Here is a 21,335-nt window from a genome sequence, read left to right as displayed (position 1 = left end):
TGTAATTTGATTCTTCAAATGTATTAAATGGACGAGAACTCAAAACTGAACAGAATAATTTTAATTGGAAATGGGTTTGACCGTTCATTAGGGATGCCTACATCCTATTCTCATTTTTTGGATTGGATTTTTCAAGAGGCCCTAAAAGAGCTCCATTCTAAAGCCATGAAATCTCATGGTCTCTTACGTTCAAGTCATCTTCATTCCTTTGAAAATGATTTATTAAAGCTGGAGGTAACTACTGGAAATTTAATGTGGATTGAAAGTTTAATAAACAATAAGAGAAACTACAGAGAGTATCTTTCAGAAAGAGATAAGTTGAAAAATCGACCGTATTTTCACTTTAACCTCAAGACTAAGTATGAGTTTATCAACGAACTACTTTCTTTTTATAATCTAAATTCTTGGGTCGATATTGAACAGGTATATTTTAAAAGACTGTTAGAAACTTCTGAAAAAAACATCAAAGAATTCCATCAAAATTTTGATTTATTAAAACAAGAACTTCTAAAATACCTGAAAACATTAGAAATCAACAAAGACAAAGGGCATGTACTAATGTCAAAATATAGAAAGCATTTTTTTGGTAAGATTCTTCAGTATGATTCTTCACTAAAAATCTATGAAGAAACAGACAAAAACCCTGCTCATTTTTACTTTGTAAATTTTAATTACACTAATTTTTTATCGCTATTGATGGATTATGCTCCAGAGTATGCTGAGAATGAAAACACAATAAACCATATCCATGGAGATTTAAATGGTTTTCCTATAATCTTTGGGTATGGAAATGAAACTGGCGAAAATTATTCTAAATTGGAGAGCTTGGGGAATAATTATTTAGAAAATATAAAATCAACGCATTATTTTAATAGTACTCATTACAAGGATTTAGAGGTTCAATTAAATAGCCCTTATGAGGTTTATGTCTATGGTCTTTCTTGTGGGTTGTCAGATCAAATTTTGTTGAATACAATCATGCAAAAGGATAACTGCAAACAGATTAGAATCTTTTACAATAAATATGAGGAAGGAAATGGCAACTATCGAGAAATCTTGATGAATATTTCCAGAGTGTTTGATGACAAAGAAGTTATGAGAAGTAAGATTATCTCCAAACAAAAAGATGATTACATCCGACAGATTAAAACGGAAGAATAATCGTCTTATCTAAACAAAATCGCCACGGCACCAATCGCCGTCACAATCAAAATAAAGCGCTTGTAATTTTTTTCGTTGATTTTCTTTACCAAGAAAACACCCAAAAACAATCCCACAAATATGGCCGGGAGCAATCTTAGGTTTATTAACAGACTTTCCACGGTAATCGTTTTCCAAACAAACACATGGAACGGCATTTTGAACATATTGGTAATAAAAAACAACCAAGCTGCCGTACCTACAAATTCATTTTTGGGCAAGCGCATCGCCAAAAAGAAAATATTGGTGAAAGCCCCGGCCAAATTTCCAATCATGGTGCAAATACCTGCGAATACTCCCATGGAGCCAGAAAACAACCAATGGGTGGGTACTGTTTTGGACTTTCTACGGTCCCAAAAAACCAACATGCCCAAACTTATAAATATCACCACCACCATAGCCCATTTAAATTCCCGTTCGGGCAGGTCCTTTCCAATCAAGACACCGATAAGAATACCCAAAATCATCCATGGAAGAAATTTTATAATGTACTTCCACTGCGTGTGTCGGTTATAATAAATCACGGCAAAGGTATCGCCCACGATCAGCAAAGGAATAAAAAGCCCTGTAGATGCCTTGGAACCAAATGCCAATGCCATGAGCGTTACGTTAAAAATGGACATTCCCTTGAGCCCTGCTTTGGAAACTCCCATTAAGAAAACAGCAGTAGCGGCCATTGTCCATGCAGCAACGGAAATATCTGAGAATGTGGAAAGAAACATGAAGACTTTTTTCTGGTTTACAAAAGTAACTCAAAAAACCTATCTTTAGCTCCAGCCAAACTAAACAAATGAAACTAGAACTTTTAGATTACATCATCATTTTTGGATTCTTCGCCATAGTCCTTTTCATTGGAATCTACGTGTCCAAAAAATCAGGAAAAAACACAGCAGAATACTTTTTATCTGGCCGTAGCATGCCTTGGTGGCTTTTGGGATTCTCCATGGTGGCCACCACATTCTCTACCGACACCCCCAATTTGGTCACGGATTTTGTACGTACCGACGGAGTTTCCGGCAACTGGGGCTGGTGGGCCTTTTTGCTTACTGGTTTGCTTACCGTTTTTGTGTACGCCAAGCTTTGGAGAAAATCCAACGTCTCCACCGATATGGAATTTTATGATTTGAGATATGGTGGGAAACCTGCACATTTTCTTCGTGGGTTTCGATCCTTGTACTTGGGTGTGGTGTTTAATGTAATGGCCATGTCAGCCGTAACTTTGGCCGCCATCAAAATTGGACAGGTAATGCTGGGTCTGGAACCTGTTGAAACCGTACTCTTGGGAGGAACCATTACAGTTATTTTTAGTGCCGTTGGTGGTTTTAGGGGGGTAGTTTATACCGATTTCCTGCTGTTTTTTGTTGCCATGGGCGGTGCCATTGGGGCTGCAGTATATTTGGTAAACATGCCCGAAGTTGGTGGTTTGGATAATATTTTGGCCAATGCACAGGTGCAGGAAAAAATGTCCATCCTACCCGATTTTTCAGATACTGAGGCGTTGATAGGACTTTTAATCATTCCCTTGGCGGTGCAATGGTGGAGTGCTTGGTACCCGGGCGGCGAGCCAGGCGGTGGAGGCTACATCGCCCAACGAATGCTGGCGGCCAAAAATGAAAATCATGCGATTGGCGCAACATTTTTCTTCAATATATTGCATTATGCACTAAGGCCTTGGCCGTGGATTTTGGTGGCATTGGCGTCCATTGTTGTATTCCCTGATCTGGAAAGTATTCGTCAAGCCTTCCCAAATGTGCCCGAAAACATCCTTAAAAACGATTTGGCTTATTCCGCGATGTTGACCAAGTTGCCCACTGGCCTATTGGGTCTGGTAATGGCTTCTTTGGGAGCGGCCTACATGTCAACCATATCAACCCACCTTAACTGGGGTTCCTCATATATTGTGAATGATTTTTACAAACAACAAGTCAACAAAAACGCCTCCGAAAAGGAATTGGTGAACGTGGGAAGGATTTCCACCGTTGTTCTGATGGTCTTGAGTAGCTTGTTTGCTTTGGAACTTAACAATGCAACGCAATTGTTCGACATCATTATTATGTTCGGAGCTGGGACAGGGCTCATCTTTTTGTTACGATGGTTCTGGTGGCGAATCAATGCATGGAGCGAAATTGTTGCCATGTTCTCATCGGGAATAATCTCCATTTTGTTCTGGCAATACGAAGATGCACTCTTTTTGTCGGAAGCAGCACCATTTCCAGGTTGGAGCAAATTTCCACTGGTCGTGCTTATAACCACGATACTTTGGTTGGCAACGACCTTTTTAACCAAGCCTGAAGAAAACAAGGTATTGTACCGATTCTACAAAATCACAAAACCGGGAGGTCCTGGCTGGAAAAAGATTCATGAAGAAGCTAAAACCGAAGGGGTTTCTTTGGACGATGGTAATGAAAAATGGACAGTTCCATCAGGTGTATTGGCCATGATCGTGGGCTGTATTTTGGTGTACGGTTGTCTTTTTGCCACAGGAAACTGGATCTATGGCAATTATCCGTTGGCCATAGGGCTTACAGGTTTGGTGTTGGTCGCAACATTTTTCTTGATAAAAATATGGCGCGGAATGCGAAGTGTGCTTTGATGGACCTTAACCCCTCAATTCCAATAACCTAGAAACATATTTCCCGACCACATCAAACTCCAAGTTTACCGTTGTCCCTACTTTGTAGACATGGAAACGGGTGTGTTCGTGGGTGTAGGGAATAATCGCTACGCTGAAACTATTTTTTTGTGAGTCAACCACGGTCAAGCTCACCCCATCCACCGTAATGGAGCCTTTTTCAATGGTTACATTGTTGAGTTTGGGGTCGTATTCAAAAGTGTAGATCCAACTGCCGTCTTTTTCCTCGATGGATTTGCAGGTAGCGGTTTGGTCCACGTGCCCTTGAACAATGTGACCGTCCAAACGGGCACCCAAAACCATGGCACGTTCCAAGTTCACTACACCCCCCAACTCCAAATCGCTCAAGTTGGTTTTGTTCAGGGTCTCTTCAATGGCCGTAACGGTATAGTTGTCACCATCAAGAGAAACAACGGTTAGGCAAACCCCATTGTGCGATACACTTTGGTCTATCTTTAATTCGGAAGTAATATCGGAAGCAACAGTAATGTGTAGATTTCCGCCCTCTTTTTCCAGCTTTTCAACCTTACCCAAAGTCTCTATAATCCCTGTGAACATGTCTCTTATTTATTGACTAGATTTGTAATGCAAAAGTAGCCATAACGGCATTCATTTTATGAAGGAAAATCAAAAAATAAAGTTAGGGATTTCCATAGGGGACATTAACGGCATTGGGTGCGAGGTAGCGCTCAAAACATTCGAAGACCCAAGAATGTTGGAGTTTTGTACCCCAGTGATATTTGCATCGAACAAAATCATTTCACAACAAATCAAAGATTTGGAGATTGATCTCAAGTTCAATGGTGTTCGGGATGCGGGCCAGGCCTTGGAAGGCAAGGTCAATATTGTGAATGTATGGAAAGAAACACCGAAAATTGAATACGGTCACGCCACCAAAGAAGGAGGCGATTTTGCTATTCGCTCCCTGAGGGCTGCAGTTTCTGCATTAAAAGAAGACAAAATTGATGTCTTGGTCACGGCACCCATCAACAAAAACAATATACAGTCCGAAAATTTTAAATTTCCCGGCCATACCGATTTCCTTGCCCAAGAACTGGAGGGCGAAAGCTTGATGTTTATGGTCACGAACTCCTTGCGTGTTGGATTGCTCACCGACCATATCGCCGTAAAAGATGTGGCCAAGGCCATTACCCCCAAATTGATTCGGAACAAGGTGGCCATCATGGAAAAATCCCTTAAAATGGATTTCGGTATCCGCAGACCCAAAATTGCTATGCTTGGAATTAACCCTCATAGTGGGGACAGCGGAACTATTGGTGAAGAAGACGATAAAATTCTAAAGCCGACCATAGAAGAATTGTTCAATAAGGGCACTTTGGTATACGGACCTTATTCGGCAGATAGTTTTTTTGGTTCCAACAGTCATCAGAATTTTGATGCCATCTTGGCAGCCTATCACGATCAAGGCCTTATTCCCTTTAAGACCCTTTCCTTTGGAAAAGGGGTGAATTATACGGCAGGATTGAACAAAGTACGCACATCACCAGATCACGGAACCGCTTACGAAATTGCGGGAAAGGGCAAGGCGGACGAGAGTTCTTTTAAAGAAGCCGTGTTTACCGCAATGCAAGTGTTCAAGAACAGAATGGAGTACCTGGAACTGACCAAAAACCCCCTACAAAAGCAGAAAATTAAGCGCGGGGGATAAAAAGTTGACTACATTTTGGATATTTGTTGTAGCTAGAATTGCAGTTTTGTAAATTAGTAGTATCTTTGCACCCGCCTTTAAAGGCTGGTACACAAACCTTAAGTGTAGAAATGATGAAGCTGAAAGAGTTTTTTATCCCTTTTTCAGGTCTGAAGTTGGGAAAACATAATTTTGTGTACGAAATTGATGATGCGTTCTTTGAATCTTTTGACTACCAAGAATTTAACGGAGCTTCCGTTCGAATAAGTGCCGTTTTGGAAAAAATGAGCACCATGATGGAACTTCAGATCGAAGCGGAGGGTACCATAAATGTGGATTGTGATTTGACGGGCGAACCCTTTGACCAGCCTATTAATTCCAGTTTAAAACTAGTCGTCAAGTTTGGCGAAGAGTACAATGATGAAGACGATGAAATCTTGATCATACCACATGGAGAGCACCAGTTCAATATAGCACAGTACATATACGAAATGTTAGTGCTTGCCGTTCCCCAAAAAAGGGTTCATCCCGGAGTTGAAGACGGAACGTTGCAATCGGATATCTTGGACAAGCTGGAAGAATTACAGCCAAAAGAGCATACGAAATCATCAGAAAAAACAGATCCCAGATGGGACGATTTAAAAAAGTTACTAACGGATAAATAGGTTTATAATGGCACATCCTAAAAGAAAAACATCAAAAACCAGAAGGGACAAAAGAAGAACCCACTACAAAGCAGTTGCGCCAACGATTGCCAAGGACTCAACTACAGGTGAAATGCACTTGTTTCACAGAGCTCACTGGCACGAAGGCAAATTGTACTACAGAGGTCAGGTTTTGATTGACAAAACAGAAGAGGAAACTGCGGCCTAACCGCAAATCCCTTGTAATAACGCAACTCCCGTTGAATTTTTGACGGGAGTTTTTTTATGGACCCGTCTTAACACCCAAAAACGGTTAATTTTACCAATAAAGTCATATAAAATGACTAATTTTCACCGCTTTTGGGTCAAATTTCAATCTTTTTGACAGTAAAGAGAGGCTAAAATGAAAAAAACAACAGCAGCAATAACAGCTGTAGGAGGGTATGTTCCAGATTTTGTTCTTTCCAATAAAGTATTGGAAACCATGGTAGATACCAACGATGAATGGATTACCACAAGAACAGGAATCAAGGAACGAAGAATCTTAAAAGAAGAGAATGCGGGAACATCTTTCATGGCCATCAAAGCTGCGGAAGATTTGCTTCAAAAAAGAGGCATTGAGGCTTCCGAAATAGATTTTGTACTCGTTGCCACCGCCACCCCCGATATGCCTGTTGCTTCCACTGCGGCCTATGTGGCTTCAGAAATTGGTGCGGTTAACGCTTTTGCTTACGATCTACAAGCTGCATGTTCCAGTTTTTTGTACGGGATGTCCACCGCAGCCAGTTATATAGAATCCGGCAGGTACAAAAAAGTATTGGTCATTGGGGCCGATAAGATGTCGTCCATAATAGATTATACCGATAGAACAACTTGTATTATTTTTGGGGATGGAGCTGGAGCGGTTCTTTTTGAACCCAATGAAGAAGGCTTAGGTTTACAAGATGAGTTTTTGCGCTCGGATGGGATTGGCCGTCAATTTTTAAAGATTGATGCAGGAGGTTCTATTTTGCCGGCATCAGAAGAAACGGTAAAAAACAAACAGCACTACGTCTTTCAAGATGGGAAGTCTGTTTTTAAATTTGCAGTCTCTAACATGGCCGATGTTTCAGCTTTGATCATGGAGCGCAACAACCTAACAAAAGACGATGTACAATGGTTGGCACCACACCAAGCCAACAAACGTATTATTGACGCTACGGCCAACAGAATGGGTATTGAGGCCGAGAAGGTTCTTATTAACATTGACCGATACGGAAACACAACATCTGCTACACTGCCCTTGTTGCTCTATGATTTCGAGAAGCAGTTGAAAAAAGGAGACAATATCATATTCGCCGCCTTTGGTGGTGGTTTTACATGGGGTTCCATTTACTTAAAGTGGGCCTATAATTCTTAATCACACAACTAACTAAATTATATTCCATGGACATTAAGGAAATTCAAAGTTTAATCAAGTTTGTCGCCAAATCGGGTGCCAGCGAGGTGAAGCTGGAAATGGAGGACATTAAGATTACCATTCGAACGGGAAGCACCAGTTCCAGTACACCAGAGACCACAATTGTTCAACAAATCCCTGTTGCCCAACCATCCGCCGCCACTCCTGCCGCTCCAGCGGCATCAGCACCACAGGAAGCTGCAGCTCCGGCACCCGCTGACGCTAAAAAAACAGAGGATGATTCAAAATACATCACAGTAAAATCCCCCATCATAGGAACGTTCTATAGAAAGCCATCCCCGGACAAGCCACCTTTCGTAGAAGTGGGCAGTTCCATTAATAAAGGAGATGTTCTATGTGTGATCGAAGCCATGAAACTTTTTAACGATATTGAATCAGAGGTTTCAGGCAAAATAGTTAAGATATTGGTTGATGATTCCTCACCCGTTGAGTTTGACCAACCCTTATTCTTGGTAGACCCATCGTAGTGAATTTTAAATGATCGTTTTTGGGCCAATGGTTCCCAAAATCATTTAAGATTTAGAATTCCTAACTAAAGATTGTGTTCTATGTTTAAAAAAATATTGATAGCAAACAGGGGTGAAATTGCCCTGCGGATCATAAGAACCTGCAAGGAAATGGGGATAAAAACGGTTGCCGTTTACTCCAAGGCCGACGAGGAAAGTCTTCACGTCCGATTTGCCGACGAAGCGGTTTGCATAGGCCCGGCCCCTAGTAGCGAATCCTATTTGAAGATTCCAAACATCATTGCTGCTGCAGAAATCACCAATGCCGACGCCATTCATCCCGGATATGGGTTCTTGTCCGAAAACTCCAAATTTTCCAAAATATGTGCCGAGCACGATATTAAGTTCATCGGAGCTTCTGGCGAACAGATTGATAAAATGGGAGATAAGGCCACGGCGAAGGAGACCATGCGAAAAGCGGGTGTACCCACCGTTCCAGGTTCACAAGGCCTGCTGAAAGACGTCGATCATGCAAAAAAGGAGGCCAAAAAAATGGGTTATCCCGTAATGATCAAAGCTACCGCCGGTGGTGGTGGAAAGGGAATGCGAGCTATCTGGTCGGAGGATCAAATGGAGAAAAACTTCAATAGTGCCGTTACCGAAGCAACAGCTGCTTTTGGGAATGGCGGAATGTACATGGAAAAGCTGATCGAGGAACCTCGCCATATCGAAATCCAAATTGTTGGTGACCAATATGGAAAGGCCTGTCACTTATCCGAAAGGGATTGTTCCGTGCAACGTAGGCACCAAAAGCTTACCGAGGAGACTCCTTCTCCATTTATGACGGACAAACTCCGTGAGGACATGGGGAAAGCGGCCGTAAAAGCTGCGGAATATATTAAATATGAAGGCGCGGGTACCATAGAGTTTTTGGTGGACAAACACCGAAATTTCTACTTTATGGAGATGAACACCCGTATTCAGGTGGAGCACCCGATTACAGAACAGGTTGTGGATTACGATTTGATCCGTGAGCAGATTTTGGTTGCAGGCGGTGTGCCAATTTCAGGTAAAAATTATTATCCAAAATTGCATTCCATTGAGTGCAGGATCAATGCGGAAGATCCCTATAACGATTTTAGGCCTTCCCCGGGAAAGATTACAACCTTACACACACCGGGTGGCCATGGTGTTCGTTTGGATACTCATGTGTACAGTGGTTATATGATTCCGCCGAATTATGATTCCATGATCGCCAAATTAATCACTACGGCACAAACAAGGGAAGAGGCCATCAATAAAATGAGAAGGGCGCTGGACGAGTTTGTAATTGAAGGCGTTAAAACGACCATTCCGTTCCACCGTCAGCTGATGGATCATCCGGATTATTTGGCCGGTAATTACACCACCAAATTCATGGAGGATTTTAAAATGGATCCAAAGTATAAAGATCATCATTAAAACAAAGCCCCGATTTATCGGGGTTTTTCATTTATGGAATTGAGTTATTGGGAACATAAGAGCTGGTTTTCCCATGTCGATTTTACCATAATCGGCAGTGGAATCGTTGGCATCAACTGTGCCATCAGTCTAAAGGAAAAGTACCCCAAAAGCAATATCTTGATTTTGGAAAAAGGTAGTCTACCACAAGGTGCCAGTACAAAAAATGCAGGTTTTGCGTGTTTTGGGAGTGCCTCAGAAATTTTATCCGACTTAGAGCATCATACCGAGGAAGAAGTGGTGCAACTCGTTCAAAAACGTTGGGATGGGATTCAACGCTTAAGGAGTCTGTTGGGAGATGAAGCCATCGGTTTTCAATTGCATGGCAGTCATGAACTTTTTCCTTTGGAAAAACCCGAGTTCTACGAAAAATGTTTGGCATCCATTCCATACCTAAACAGTTTGATGGAGCCCATATTCCAACAAAAACCTTTCGATACCAGCAATAATTGCTTCAACTTTGCCAATATTCAAGAAAAATATATTACACACCAACTAGAAGGGCAACTGGACACAGGGAAAATGATGCGCTCCCTCATTCAAAAATGTGTGTCCATGAAAATACCCATTTTAAATGGTGTGATGGTCGAGGAAATGATTGAATCTAATGGAGGGGCAATCATTAAAACCGCTGACTTTGAATTTTTATCCAAAAAAGTATTCGTGGCCACCAACGGGTTTGCTTCCAAGCTATTAAAATCTGAAACCGTCAAGCCTGCCAGAGCGCAAGTTTTGATTACGGAGCCCATCAAAAATTTACATGTAAAGGGCACCTTCCATTTTGATGAAGGCTATTATTATTTCCGAAATATTGATGATAGAATTCTATTTGGCGGTGGAAGAAACCTTGATTTTAAAACCGAAGAAACCACCGAGTTCGGAGAAACCCAAATTATTCAGGACAGGCTCGAAGCATTGCTCCGCAATATGATTTTACCTGATTATCCCGTAAAAATTGAACGCAGATGGAGCGGTATTATGGGAGTGGGTGCCCAAAAATCACCGATTGTGAAACAAATATCCAATTCCATCTACTGTGGGGTCCGTTTGGGTGGTATGGGTGTGGCACTCGGCAGTCTCGTAGGTAAAGAACTGGCCGAATTGGTTGATTGATTTTCAAGTGCAAGCTCAGGTCTTAAGTACAAGTTCAAGTATCAAACGCAAGAACAAAGAGCCAAGAATCAAGAACCAAGACACAAGATTTCCTGCATCATACTTCGGACATCGTGCATCAAACCCAAGCTCAGGTCTCAAGTTCAAGCCCAAAAGTATTCATGATACGTATACATTACAAAAGCATTGATACTTGAGTTTGAACTTGAACTTGACTTTTGAACTCGATCAAACCATTCTCCCGTCCAATAAATTGATGATTCTGGAGCCATATTCGGCATTCTTCTCGGAGTGGGTCACTTGGATGATGGTCACACCCTCTTCATTTAACTGTTTAAAAAGCTCCATAATCTCTTCACCTTGCTTAGAGTTTAGATTGCCTGTGGGCTCATCGGCCAAAATCAATTTTGGGTTGGCAATCAAGGCTCTCGCTACTCCTACCAACTGTTGCTGCCCACCACTAAGCTGTGCGGGAAACAAATCTTTTTTGCCCACAATGTTGAAACGGTCCAACATATCGGCTACCATAGCCTTACGTTCCGAACCTTTGATTTTTTTATAGATCAAGGGCATTTCCAAATTCTCTTTTACCGTGAGTTCGTCTAACAAATGGTAAGACTGAAATACAAAGCCAATATATTGTTTGTACAGGTTGGATCGGTGCTTTTCTTTGAGCGAATGGACGGATTCATCCATAAAATTGTATTCTCCTTCATCAAAATTATCAAGCATCCCGATGACGTTGAGCAATGTGGACTTACCTGATCCGGATGGGCCCATAATGGAGATAAACTCTCCTTCTTCCACTTCTAGGTTGATATCTTTCAGCAAAAAAATACGTTGGCCTCCCGTAGTGACCCATTTAAATATGTTGTTGAGTTGTAATAGCATAATATCTTTTGTTTATTCGTCTTTTAATGATTCTACCGGATTGGCGATAGCAGCTTTAAAACTTTGCCAGCTTACCGTTAAAAAAGTAATTAAAAGTGCTGTTGTTCCCGCCAAAGCGAATATCCACCAACTGAAATTTGTTCTATATGTAAATCCTTCCAACCATTGGTTCATTACGTACCAAGAGCTTGGTATCGCAATAATGAAGGCCAATCCCAACAATTTTACAAAGTCTTTGTTCAATAAGGTCAATACTTGTGTTATAGTGGCGCCGTTTACCTTTCTTATGCCGATTTCCTTTTTCCGCAGCACAACGGTATATGCCGTAAGGCCAAAAAGTCCCAATGAGGCTATAAGAATGGAAAGAACGGTGAAAATCTGAAAGGCCTTTCCAAAGGCTTTGTCCTGTTCATATTGGGCTTCAAATTTTTCATCTAAAAAGGTATAATTGAATGTACTTTGAGGGAAAACTTCATGCCATTTGTTTTCAACTTGGCTTAGCACGGTTTCAATCCCTGCAATTGAGGTGGAAGATTTATCGATTTTTACCAACAGGTTGCTCATATTGTTTTCATATCTAATAACCATTGGCAAAACAGGTGTTTTTAGTCCGAAATGATAATAATCCTTAATGATGCCCATAACTTTCCATTCATTGTTTCCCCAGAAAGTTACCGTTTTGTTCAACACTTCCTCGGGAGAGGAGATTCCCACTGTTTTTAAAAATGTCTCGTTCACCACAATTTGATTCCCTTCAAACTTGGAATTCAAAATAAAAGTCCCGCCTGCCAAAAATTCAATGTCCATCAAATCAAAATAATCCGGTTGGGCATGATAGGTATAGAAAATATTGGCTTTGTCACTTCTCCCGTCGGGCAACCAAATTCCACGGGAAGAGGACAAATTATCAAAACTGTCGCCTGGATACGTTTGGGCAATGGCTGTCTTCTCAATAAAAGGGAGGTCCTCCAATTGTTCTTTTAACACCCTAAAATCATTGTTTACCAAAGAATCCGATTGGGTCGAAACCACTGTTCCGTGCAGGGCAATAATTTGATCAACATTGGCGCCAATAGGTTGATTATCCAAAAAGTTGATTTGTTTGGAGATAACGAACGTCCCCGTTAAAAGGACTATTGTAGCAAAAAACTGCGTTACAATAAGTCCTTTTCGAAGCCCGATGCCTTCCGTAGAAGTCCTTACCTTTCCTTTTAATGCTTTGGCCGGTGAATATCTGCTGAGCAAGAAAGCGGGATAAAGCCCCGCCAAAATAACACCTCCTATTATAAAAATAAAATACGGGATAAAACTTACCATGACCTCCCAATCAAGATTGAGGTCATTTCCAGTGATGTTGTTGTAAAGAGGCATTGCTCCAAAAACCATCGACAGTGCTATGGCAATGGCAATAAAGTTGAGCAATACGGACTCCATTAAAGATTGGACTATGAGCTGTGATCTTTTTGCTCCAGCAACTTTTCTTATGCCCGCTTCTTTCGCCCGCTCCATCGACTTTGTCGTCGAAAGGTTTACATAGTTCAACCAAGAGAGAACAAGTATTATGAAAGCGATGGCCGTTAAGAATTTTATTCTCAAAATACTACCGTTGACCGTGACTTCATAAGGCTTATCGGAATATAAATGAATATCCTCAATAGGTTCTATGTTATGCCTTTCGGTTTTACTTTTTTCAATATCGCTGTCAATTATTTTTTGTCGTAGAGCATCAATATTGGTGTCTGGAGCCAACTTTAAATAGGTATAATAATTGTTCATGTTCCAATTTAGCTCATGGGCTGTAGGCCCGAAATCCGTCAAAGTTTTTTCCGTCTCAAACGAGATTAGAAACGAATTTCTATAATGGGTGTTTTTTGGAACATCTTCCATAATACCCGTCACTGTAAGTTGGGTCTCCTTGCCATCTTCAAATACTGAAATTGATTTTCTCATAGGGTTCTCCTGCCCAAAAAGTTTTTCAGCAAAAGATTTTGAAAGTACAATCGAATTAGGTTCTGCTAGAGCGGTTTCAGCATCTCCCTTAATCAAAGGTTGATTGAAAATATTGAAGTAGGAAGGGTCTGCCAATGACCCCAATGGCTGCTCCAAAATTTTTTCTCCAACTTTAAAGGCTAATTTTTCAAAATAATAAAAACGTACATAGTCCACTATTTCTGGAAACTTTTCCTTTAAGGCGGGGCCAGAGGCATTGTATGTTGCTGCATCACCCGCCACATAAGTGTCCCCTTCGAGGTAATCCATGTATGTTCTATACACATTTTCAGAACCTTCAAATGTATCATAGCTCTTTTCATAATTAACATAGAGCATTATAAGGACAAATGAGGCCACTCCCAGAGCAAGACCAAAAATGTTGGTGATGGAATACAACTTGTTCTTCAGCAAGTACCTTAGAGCGATTTTTAGATAGTTTTTAAACATAGCTTAACTGTTTCAGTGAGGAATTACTCCGTTCGTAAACTTTTCACAGGATTGGCCGATGCCGCTTTTACTGTTCGTGCACATATCGTAACAAAGGCAATGAGCGTTGCCAGCAGTCCCGCCCCAACAAAAAATAACGGGCTCAAAGTAACACGGGAGGCATAGTTCTGTAACCATCCGTCCAAAATATACCAAGAAATGGGTGTAGCTATAATAAAAGCAATGCCCACCAATCTTAAAAAGTCTTTGGTCAGCAGGAAGGCCACAGATGAAACACTGGCACCAATAACTTTGCGAACCCCTATTTCCTTGGTCCTTTGGGCCACCACCAACATAGATATGGCAAACAGGCCGATACAGCTCAGCAGTATGCCCAAAATGCTTCCGCTTGTAATAATCGTTGCCAAGGTCTTTTCCCGTCTAAAGGTTCGATCTACATTTTCATCCAAAAAAGAACCCAGAAATTCGGCCTGAGGTTCAATTTTTGTCCAAGCACCCTTAATAGCATCAAAGGATTTGGCAATGTTGTTTGGCGCAATCTTTACATAAGCATAGTATAAATCCCCACCTTGGTTCATAAAAAGAGTAAGAGGTTCAACAGTCTTGCTGATTTCCTGAAAATTATAGTCCTTTACCACTCCGATTACAGAGTACGTAATAGAATCATCCATGGGAATACGAATCGAGAGCGGGTCTTTCTCTCCAAACTGTTCGGCCATCGACTCGTTGATTACCAAACTAAGGCTGTCTGCCTTAAAATCCCTATTAAACATACGGCCCTTTACCAATTCCAAATCCAAGGTTTTGGCATAATCGTGGTCCACGGTCAAGGTGTGGGTAATTACACCCCTTCCTTTATAATCAAAGCCCATTCTACTACTGGAAAGGCTCCCGTCCCGTCCAAGTCCCAAATTGTTATCAGCTCCCGTAACGTTTAAGATATCGGGATTGTTCTTTAGTTCGTTGCGAAGCAGTTCCACCACTCGATAGCTGTCCTTTTTGCCGTTTAGGGGAATGGAAACCACTTGTTCTTTATTGTATCCCAAGTCTTTGTTCCTCATATATTCAATTTGACCATGCAGTACCAAAGTGCCACTGATCAAGATGATGGCTATGGAAAACTGAAGCACGATCAAACCGTTCCGTAAACGGTTCTTGCCCAAATTCAACTTTCCTTTTAGGGCCCTCAACGTGCCTATCTTACTCATTACCAAGGCAGGATAGCCCCCGGCAATAAGGGTAATGCAAAAAATGGCCAGGGCAAAAAGGACAATGGTACTGGGCTGTGCTATATTGGCAAAAGAAGCCTTTGTTTTAAAAAGAGAGGTAAAAGGATTCAAAAGTAGGTTGCTCACCATAAGCCCCAAGAATAGCGACACGACAAAAATCAACAGACTTTCCAACCAAAATTGTACGAACAGTTGTTTCTTGATTGCACCAAGGGTTTTCCGCATTCCTATTTCTTTTAATCTTTTTTCGCTCAGGGCAATGTTCATGTTAATGAAATTGGCGCTTACAATAAATATAATGACCAGGGCAATCCCCAATATGATGTTGGGAAAAATGCGTTTTGTTTCAGCTATCCCACTTTTAAAAGAGGTAAATCGCATATCGGTGATAGGCAGTATATGAAGCTGCTTGAACTGACCATTGGCATCTGCCGTGGCGCCATCCCTTTTATCACTCTCAATACTTTCCCTATAGTGCAGATTAACAAAACTTCTGGTGTTTTCCTCAAATTCGACTGCGGACATTCCATCTTCCAACTGTAGGTACACGGGGTGAAACTGAGCATCCCACCTATCTTTGTTCTGGAGGTATTCCGGATAGTTCTCAAAAGGAATCACAATTTCAAAATCAATGCTGCTATTGTCCGGAGTGTCCTCAAGTACGGACGCTATGGCAAAGGGCTTTTCCTCCCCGTTCATTTGAATGGAAATGGTTTTTCCTATCACCTCCGTATCATCACCAAATAGCTTTTTTGCTGTTGCCACTGTAATGGCCACCGAGGTTTTGTCCGGAATTGGGTTTTTGATATTTCCAGAAACTGCGGGAAAAGTAAAAATGTCAAAATAACTGGCATCCACATATTCGGCGTCCAAATCCAAAACCTTTTCCTTGTACAGTACCAATGCATCGTCGCTTATGGCACGGGCAATGTTTTTTATGCCCGTTACCTCATCTTTAAGGGCAGGGGCCAAGGGCACTGGGTTTGATGTACTGATTTCCGGACCTCTTGGGGTTTGATTGGATAAATAAAGTTGGTATGTGGTATTCTTATTGTCGTGGAATTGATCGAACGAGAGCTCAAACAAAGCTGTCATTACCAAAAGAATGGCAATGGCAAAAGCGCTGCTAAGCCCCACAATATTGGCTGCCGTGAATACTTTGTTCTTGACTAGGTTTCTCCAAGCAATTTTTAAATAGTTCTTGAACATGGTCTTTCTTTTTTTGATTGTGTGGCGTAAAGTTGATCTACTCTGTTCTTAGACTCTTCACCGGATTTACTATGGCAGCTTTTATACTTTGATAACTTACCGTAAGCACTGCAATGATCACGGCTATCAAGGCCGCTAGTGGAAAGGACCACCAAGGAATATCAATCCTATAAGCAAAATCCTCCAACCACCTGTTCATAACAAACCAGCCCAAGGGCAACGCAACACCAATGGAAATAAAAACCAGTTTTAAGAAATCCATCGACAAACGGTAGGTAATTTGGCTCACACTGGCCCCCAAAACCTTTCGTACTCCAATCTCCTTAACCCTTTTTTGGGCATTAAATGCTGCCAATCCAAAAAGGCCCAAACAGGCAATACAAATGGAAAGCAGGGTGAAAATCATAAAGATTTGCCCCAAACGCTGTTCGGCATCGTAGCTTTGATTAAAGGAGTCGTCCATAAAATAATACGAAAAAGGTTTACCTGGCGCCATTTGCTTCCAAAGCTGTTCAATTTGCGCTAACGTACCATCCAGATTTCCATTGCCCATTTTAACTGCCATTCTTCCCGCATTATCACTGGGAAATATCCCCAAAGCTGCAACTTCGCTATGAAGGGTCTCAAAATTAAAGTCTTTAACAACACCTATGATTGTGTAAATTAGTTCTCCATTGCCTTGGTTGATATCCACCAGCTTTTTACCCAACACCTCATTTAAGGTACTGTTCATCTTTTTCACAGTAGTTTCGTTTACAATGATTGCCATGGAGTCCGTACCGTAACGAGAGTCAAAATCCCTTCCTGCGACCAGTTCCAGTCCCATCGTATTGACATAGTCAAAATCTGCCTGCCACTCCTGCATTTGGACGGCTCTTTCTTGGCTTCGGTTCTCGTTCAATAAAAATGAATTGTCATTCCGGCTGGACGGGGTGGGCAGAAAACTACTCAATGTAGCTTGTTTAGTTTGGGGTATGGCTTTCACCTGTTCCTTGAAGACCTTCCTTTTATTCCCTAAAAGATAAACATCCTCCACTACAAGAACTTGGTCCTTGGCGTAACCAAGGTCCTTGCTTTTTATATAACTTATTTGTTGATACACTACTAGGGTGGAAATAATCAACAAGACCGAAACAGCAAACTGGAAGATGACCAAAATACTACGGGTCTTGCCCCCACCCAAACTTTGTACGCTGCCTCCCTTAAGTACTTTTACAGGCACAAAGCGCGACATAAAAAGGGCTGGATAACTCCCTGAAAAAAATCCTAAAAAAACGGTCGCTACAACCAAAATAACCAAGAAGACGGGATTGGTAAACGGAATCACCATTGATTTTCCGGATAGTTGATTAAACAAAGGCAAAACTGCAAAGGCGATGCCTACAGCCAACACCAAAGACCCAAATGAAATAAGTCCCGATTCCGTTAAAAATTGGCAGATGAGACTAGACCTATCCGAACCCAAAGTTTTTCTAACCCCTACTTCTTTCGCCCTTTTCAAAGATTGGGCCGTGGACAGGTTCATAAAATTGATGCTGGCCAAAACAAGCAAGAATACTCCTATGGCCCCCAAAACATAAATATTCTGAATTGTACCGTTTGGACTGAACTCCGGACTGCGATCTGAATATAAATGAATATCTGTCAAGGGTATGGTACTATATTTTATATAGTTGCCGCTTTCCTCAAATTCTTTTAAGGTGATACCTGGAAAATAGCGTTGCACATAGGGAATTACATATTTCCCCACCATAGCGTTTAGGCCTTGGTGAATATCATTGGGCTGTGCACCTTCCCTAAGTTTAACAAGAGTGTAATAATTATGGCTGCCCCAGGCACCAGCACTTGCATCTGGGTATCCAACCATGGACAGAAAAAGGTTTCTATTTTGTAAAAAAGAATTTTTGGGAAGATCCTCAATCACCCCGGACACTGTATACTTGCCATAAACTTCTACATCAATGACTTGGCCAATGGCGTTTTCGGTAGAAAAAAGTTTTTGGGCAAGGCTCTTGGAAATCACTGCAGTATTAGGTTCGTCCAAAGCTGTAGAGGTATCGCCATACAATAACTTTAACCCCAACAAACTAAACATGCTCGTCTCTGCATACGCTGTCCGCGGCTCTTTAAAGCTATTGACATCTCCGTTCTTTTTGATCAGTACAGCCCCTGTATTTCTAAATCGGGTAACTTCCTCAACCTGTGAAATGTCATTCAAAACGGCTTCGGCCATAGGTGCGGACACTTCGGGCTGGGTATTTAACTCACCACCAAATTTTATATCGGCGTTTATACGATGAATTCTATCAACATCCGCAAACATTTTGTCATAGCTCAACTCGTCATAAATGTAAAGACCCAGCAAAAGCCCACCAGCCATTCCTATAGCTAATCCAAATATGTTAAGGAAGGTAAAGAACGGCTGTTTTTTAAGGCTTCTCCAGGCTATTTTAATATTGTTCTTAAACATGATTGTTGTTTTTTGATACTGAAACGAGTTCAGTACAGGTTGATCTATTCCGTTCTCAAACTTCGTGCAGGGTTGGATTTGGCAGCTCTAATTGCCTGAAAACTAACTGTCAAAATGGTCACTGCCATAGCCCCAATCATAGCCAGGGCAAAAATCCACCATTTCAAAATCACACGGTACGGATACTCCTGTAACCAACCGTTCATCACATAATAGGCGATGGGCACTGCAATGAAGCAAGAGATAATGACCAGTTTCAAAAAATCCTTGGACAACATATTCCATACATTGAACACCGAAGCCCCTAAAACCTTACGCACCCCTATTTCCTTGGTTCGCTGTTCCGCCACAAAGGAAGTCAAGCCAAACAATCCCAAACAACTGATTAGAATGGCCAGTGCCGTAAAAATTCCCGACAATCGACCAATACGTTCTTCGGCCGCAAATTTTTCACCATATTCATCGTCCACAAAGTCGTATTGAAAAGGAATGCTTGGAAAATGCTCTTTGAAAACTCTTTCGATGACAGCGATATTCTGGCTCGCACTTTGCTCTGGGTTCAATCTCATGTTGTAATAGGAGCCGTTACCATATCTGTCGAATACATACATGCCTTGTTTAACGGGCTCATATGGAGATTGGGCAATCATATCCTGAACCACTCCAATGATTTTCAAGGGATCACTTGGATTTTCAGCATCCTCATCTATAAGGAGTTTCCCAATGGGGTCTTTGAGTCCCATATATTTTACGGCTGTTTCATTAAGAAGTACGGCCGTTGAATCGGAAGCAAAGTCCCGTGAAAAATTTCTTCCGGTCACAATCTTTAAATTGAGACTTTTGGCATATTCCGGGGATACTTCGGTCCAGGCCAGGTCTTCTTGAAAACCTTCGGGTTTGCCTTCCCATGTCCAACCACTACGGTTGGACCATATATTTGTTGTTGGGCTGCTGGAGGTCGACATTTCGATGACCGCTCCCGAATTGATAAATTCTTCCCGCATCAATTCAAACTTTCCGTTAAAATCTTGACTCATGGTCGGCACTTGCACCAAGCCTTCCTTGTCATAACCTACAGGTCTGTTTTTGGCATGGTTGATTTGTTGCATCACGATGACGGTTCCTATAATAAATGCCACCGAAACGGTAAACTGAACCACAACCAAAATCTTTCGGGGCAATCCTGAGTGTTTTCCTGCTTTAAAGGTTCCCTTCAGTACATCCACAGGTTTAAATGAGGAAAGATAAAGTGCCGGATAGCTTCCCGCTAACAGGGCCGTAAACAAAATAAACGCCAAAGAGGCTGCCCAAAACCCAAGGGAAGTCCAAGGAAAATCGATTTCTTTTCTGGCGAGGTCGTTGAACCCGCTCAAGGATAGCATCACAATAAAAATGGCAAGCGCATAGGCAAACAAAACCACTAAAAAGGATTCTCCCAAAAACTGGTTGATGAGTTGGCCGCGTTGCGAACCAATGGACTTTCTAATACCAACTTCTTTTGCCCTCTTTTCGGAACGGGCCGTGCTCAAGTTCATAAAGTTTATACAGGCCAGCAACAGTACAAAAGCCCCGATAATCCCAAATAGCCATACGTATTTGATTCTACCGCCCACCTGTTTACCGTTTTCAAAGCGCGATCGTAAATGCCAATCTTCCATCGGCAACAAGAACAATTCCGTGTTGAACTCTCTTGAGTTTTCGTTAAGCTCTTGTTTTACCTTTATGATTTTTGAGGTAACGGATTCCATGGTTGTGTTGTCCGCTATTTGTACAAACATTTGAAAGGAGTTATTACCCCACTGATCTTCAGCATTTTTAATCCATTCATTTATGGAAACATATTTATCCCAAGGCATAATAAACTCAGTATCGTTGAACGAATTGTTGAAGGGTATGTCCTCATAAACTGCTGATACCATCATGTCGTATTGACTATTGACCTCTATGGTCTTTCCAATAGGGTCTTCACCGCCAAAAAGGGCATTGGCTGTCGATTCGTTCAACATAATGGAATTGATTTCCCGAATCCCGTCCTTTTCTCCTTTTAGGATATTGATTTCCAACATCTCGGGGGCCTCACGCTGCATAAAATTCCCGCTCCTCGATATACTGGTCTCCTTGTATTTAAGATATTGCGAAGTGTTCCATGAGGACATTACCAAATGCTTGAAATTGTCCATATACCCATCCCTGAAAGCTTTTTCCAACGGGCGGGGAATAGCGGGTCCGGTCCCTGTTTCCCCATTCATGGTCTGCGATTGAAAAACCTGTGCTATTCGCTCTTTATTGACAAAATAGCTGTTATGGCTCAGTTCGTCCGTAATCCACAACCCAATGATAAGGGCTACGGCCATACCTAGGGCAAGTCCCCCTACATTGATAATGGTATAGGCCTTGTTCTTGATAAGGTTCCTCCATGCTATTTTTAGATAATTCTTTATCATGATTGATGATT

The 21,335-nt window shown here is 41.6% G+C and carries 16 protein-coding genes; 9 read left to right on the top strand and 7 right to left on the bottom strand.

The window, feature by feature from the left end; translation table 11 throughout:
• Window positions 1-27: 27 nt before the first annotated feature.
• Complete coding sequence (locus GO009_RS01600; RefSeq protein ID WP_163624390.1) at window positions 28-1,161, top strand: AbiH family protein; 1,134 nt, start codon at window positions 28-30, stop codon at window positions 1,159-1,161.
• A gap of 5 nt (window positions 1,162-1,166) precedes the next feature.
• On the opposite strand, the gene GO009_RS01595 is transcribed toward GO009_RS01600, so the two are convergent.
• The gene (locus GO009_RS01595) at window positions 1,167-1,922 is read right to left on the bottom strand and encodes a sulfite exporter TauE/SafE family protein (RefSeq protein WP_163624389.1); all 756 of its coding nucleotides are present in this window, start codon (window positions 1,920-1,922) and stop codon (window positions 1,167-1,169) included.
• Between the two features lie 68 nt (window positions 1,923-1,990).
• On the opposite strand from GO009_RS01595, the gene GO009_RS01590 reads away from it, so the two are divergent.
• The gene (locus GO009_RS01590; protein WP_163624388.1) at window positions 1,991-3,793 is read left to right on the top strand and encodes a sodium:solute symporter family protein; all 1,803 of its coding nucleotides are present in this window, start codon (window positions 1,991-1,993) and stop codon (window positions 3,791-3,793) included.
• 6 nt (window positions 3,794-3,799) lie between these two features.
• Here GO009_RS01590 and GO009_RS01585 read toward each other — a convergent pair whose 3' ends face one another.
• Window positions 3,800-4,390: a riboflavin synthase gene (locus GO009_RS01585; RefSeq protein WP_163624387.1), complete on the bottom strand. Its 591-nt coding sequence runs from the start codon at window positions 4,388-4,390 to the stop codon at window positions 3,800-3,802.
• 58 nt (window positions 4,391-4,448) lie between these two features.
• Between GO009_RS01585 and pdxA the strand changes: the two genes are divergently transcribed.
• From pdxA to GO009_RS01550, 7 genes are all read left to right on the top strand, one after another.
• Window positions 4,449-5,501: a 4-hydroxythreonine-4-phosphate dehydrogenase PdxA gene (pdxA, locus tag GO009_RS01580; RefSeq protein ID WP_163624386.1), complete on the top strand. Its 1,053-nt coding sequence runs from the start codon at window positions 4,449-4,451 to the stop codon at window positions 5,499-5,501.
• A 110-nt stretch (window positions 5,502-5,611) separates the two neighbouring features.
• Window positions 5,612-6,145, top strand: coding sequence for a DUF177 domain-containing protein (locus GO009_RS01575; protein WP_163624385.1), 534 nt, complete (start codon window positions 5,612-5,614; stop codon window positions 6,143-6,145).
• A gap of 7 nt (window positions 6,146-6,152) precedes the next feature.
• A complete protein-coding gene (rpmF, locus tag GO009_RS01570) occupies window positions 6,153-6,353 on the top strand; it encodes a 50S ribosomal protein L32 (protein ID WP_014032589.1) in 201 nt (66 codons plus the stop codon).
• A gap of 174 nt (window positions 6,354-6,527) precedes the next feature.
• On the top strand, window positions 6,528-7,523 hold the full coding sequence (locus GO009_RS01565; protein WP_163624384.1) for a beta-ketoacyl-ACP synthase III: 996 nt from the start codon (window positions 6,528-6,530) through the stop codon (window positions 7,521-7,523).
• 26 nt (window positions 7,524-7,549) lie between these two features.
• Complete coding sequence (accB, locus tag GO009_RS01560) at window positions 7,550-8,050, top strand: acetyl-CoA carboxylase biotin carboxyl carrier protein (RefSeq protein ID WP_163624383.1); 501 nt, start codon at window positions 7,550-7,552, stop codon at window positions 8,048-8,050.
• A gap of 81 nt (window positions 8,051-8,131) precedes the next feature.
• Window positions 8,132-9,490, top strand: a complete 1,359-nt coding sequence (accC, locus tag GO009_RS01555; protein WP_163624382.1) for an acetyl-CoA carboxylase biotin carboxylase subunit — start codon at window positions 8,132-8,134, stop codon at window positions 9,488-9,490.
• Between the two features lie 33 nt (window positions 9,491-9,523).
• Complete coding sequence (locus GO009_RS01550) at window positions 9,524-10,642, top strand: FAD-binding oxidoreductase (RefSeq protein ID WP_163624381.1); 1,119 nt, start codon at window positions 9,524-9,526, stop codon at window positions 10,640-10,642.
• 228 nt (window positions 10,643-10,870) lie between these two features.
• On the opposite strand, the gene GO009_RS01545 is transcribed toward GO009_RS01550, so the two are convergent.
• The 5 genes from GO009_RS01545 to GO009_RS01525 are packed head-to-tail and all read right to left on the bottom strand — an operon-like array spanning window position 10,871 to window position 21,324.
• Window positions 10,871-11,533: an ABC transporter ATP-binding protein gene (locus tag GO009_RS01545; RefSeq protein ID WP_163624380.1), complete on the bottom strand. Its 663-nt coding sequence runs from the start codon at window positions 11,531-11,533 to the stop codon at window positions 10,871-10,873.
• Window positions 11,534-11,545: 12 nt separating this feature from the next.
• Window positions 11,546-13,972, bottom strand: a complete 2,427-nt coding sequence (locus GO009_RS01540) for an ABC transporter permease (RefSeq protein WP_163624379.1) — start codon at window positions 13,970-13,972, stop codon at window positions 11,546-11,548.
• Window positions 13,973-13,995: 23 nt separating this feature from the next.
• Window positions 13,996-16,410: an FtsX-like permease family protein gene (locus tag GO009_RS01535; RefSeq protein ID WP_163624378.1), complete on the bottom strand. Its 2,415-nt coding sequence runs from the start codon at window positions 16,408-16,410 to the stop codon at window positions 13,996-13,998.
• A 37-nt stretch (window positions 16,411-16,447) separates the two neighbouring features.
• Window positions 16,448-18,880 carry an ABC transporter permease gene (locus tag GO009_RS01530; protein WP_163624377.1) on the bottom strand — a complete coding sequence of 811 codons (2,433 nt, stop codon included), beginning with the start codon at window positions 18,878-18,880 and terminating at the stop codon, window positions 16,448-16,450.
• A 44-nt stretch (window positions 18,881-18,924) separates the two neighbouring features.
• Window positions 18,925-21,324, bottom strand: coding sequence for an ABC transporter permease (locus tag GO009_RS01525; protein ID WP_163624376.1), 2,400 nt, complete (start codon window positions 21,322-21,324; stop codon window positions 18,925-18,927).
• Window positions 21,325-21,335 lie beyond the last annotated feature (11 nt).

The sequence above is a fragment of the Allomuricauda sp. TY007 genome (assembly GCF_010468565.1).
In the GTDB taxonomy this organism is placed as follows: Bacteria; Bacteroidota; Bacteroidia; order Flavobacteriales; family Flavobacteriaceae; genus Flagellimonas.
The sequence above is the reverse complement of the archived record's forward strand: the minus strand, read 5'-3'. Positions and strand labels throughout refer to the sequence as shown.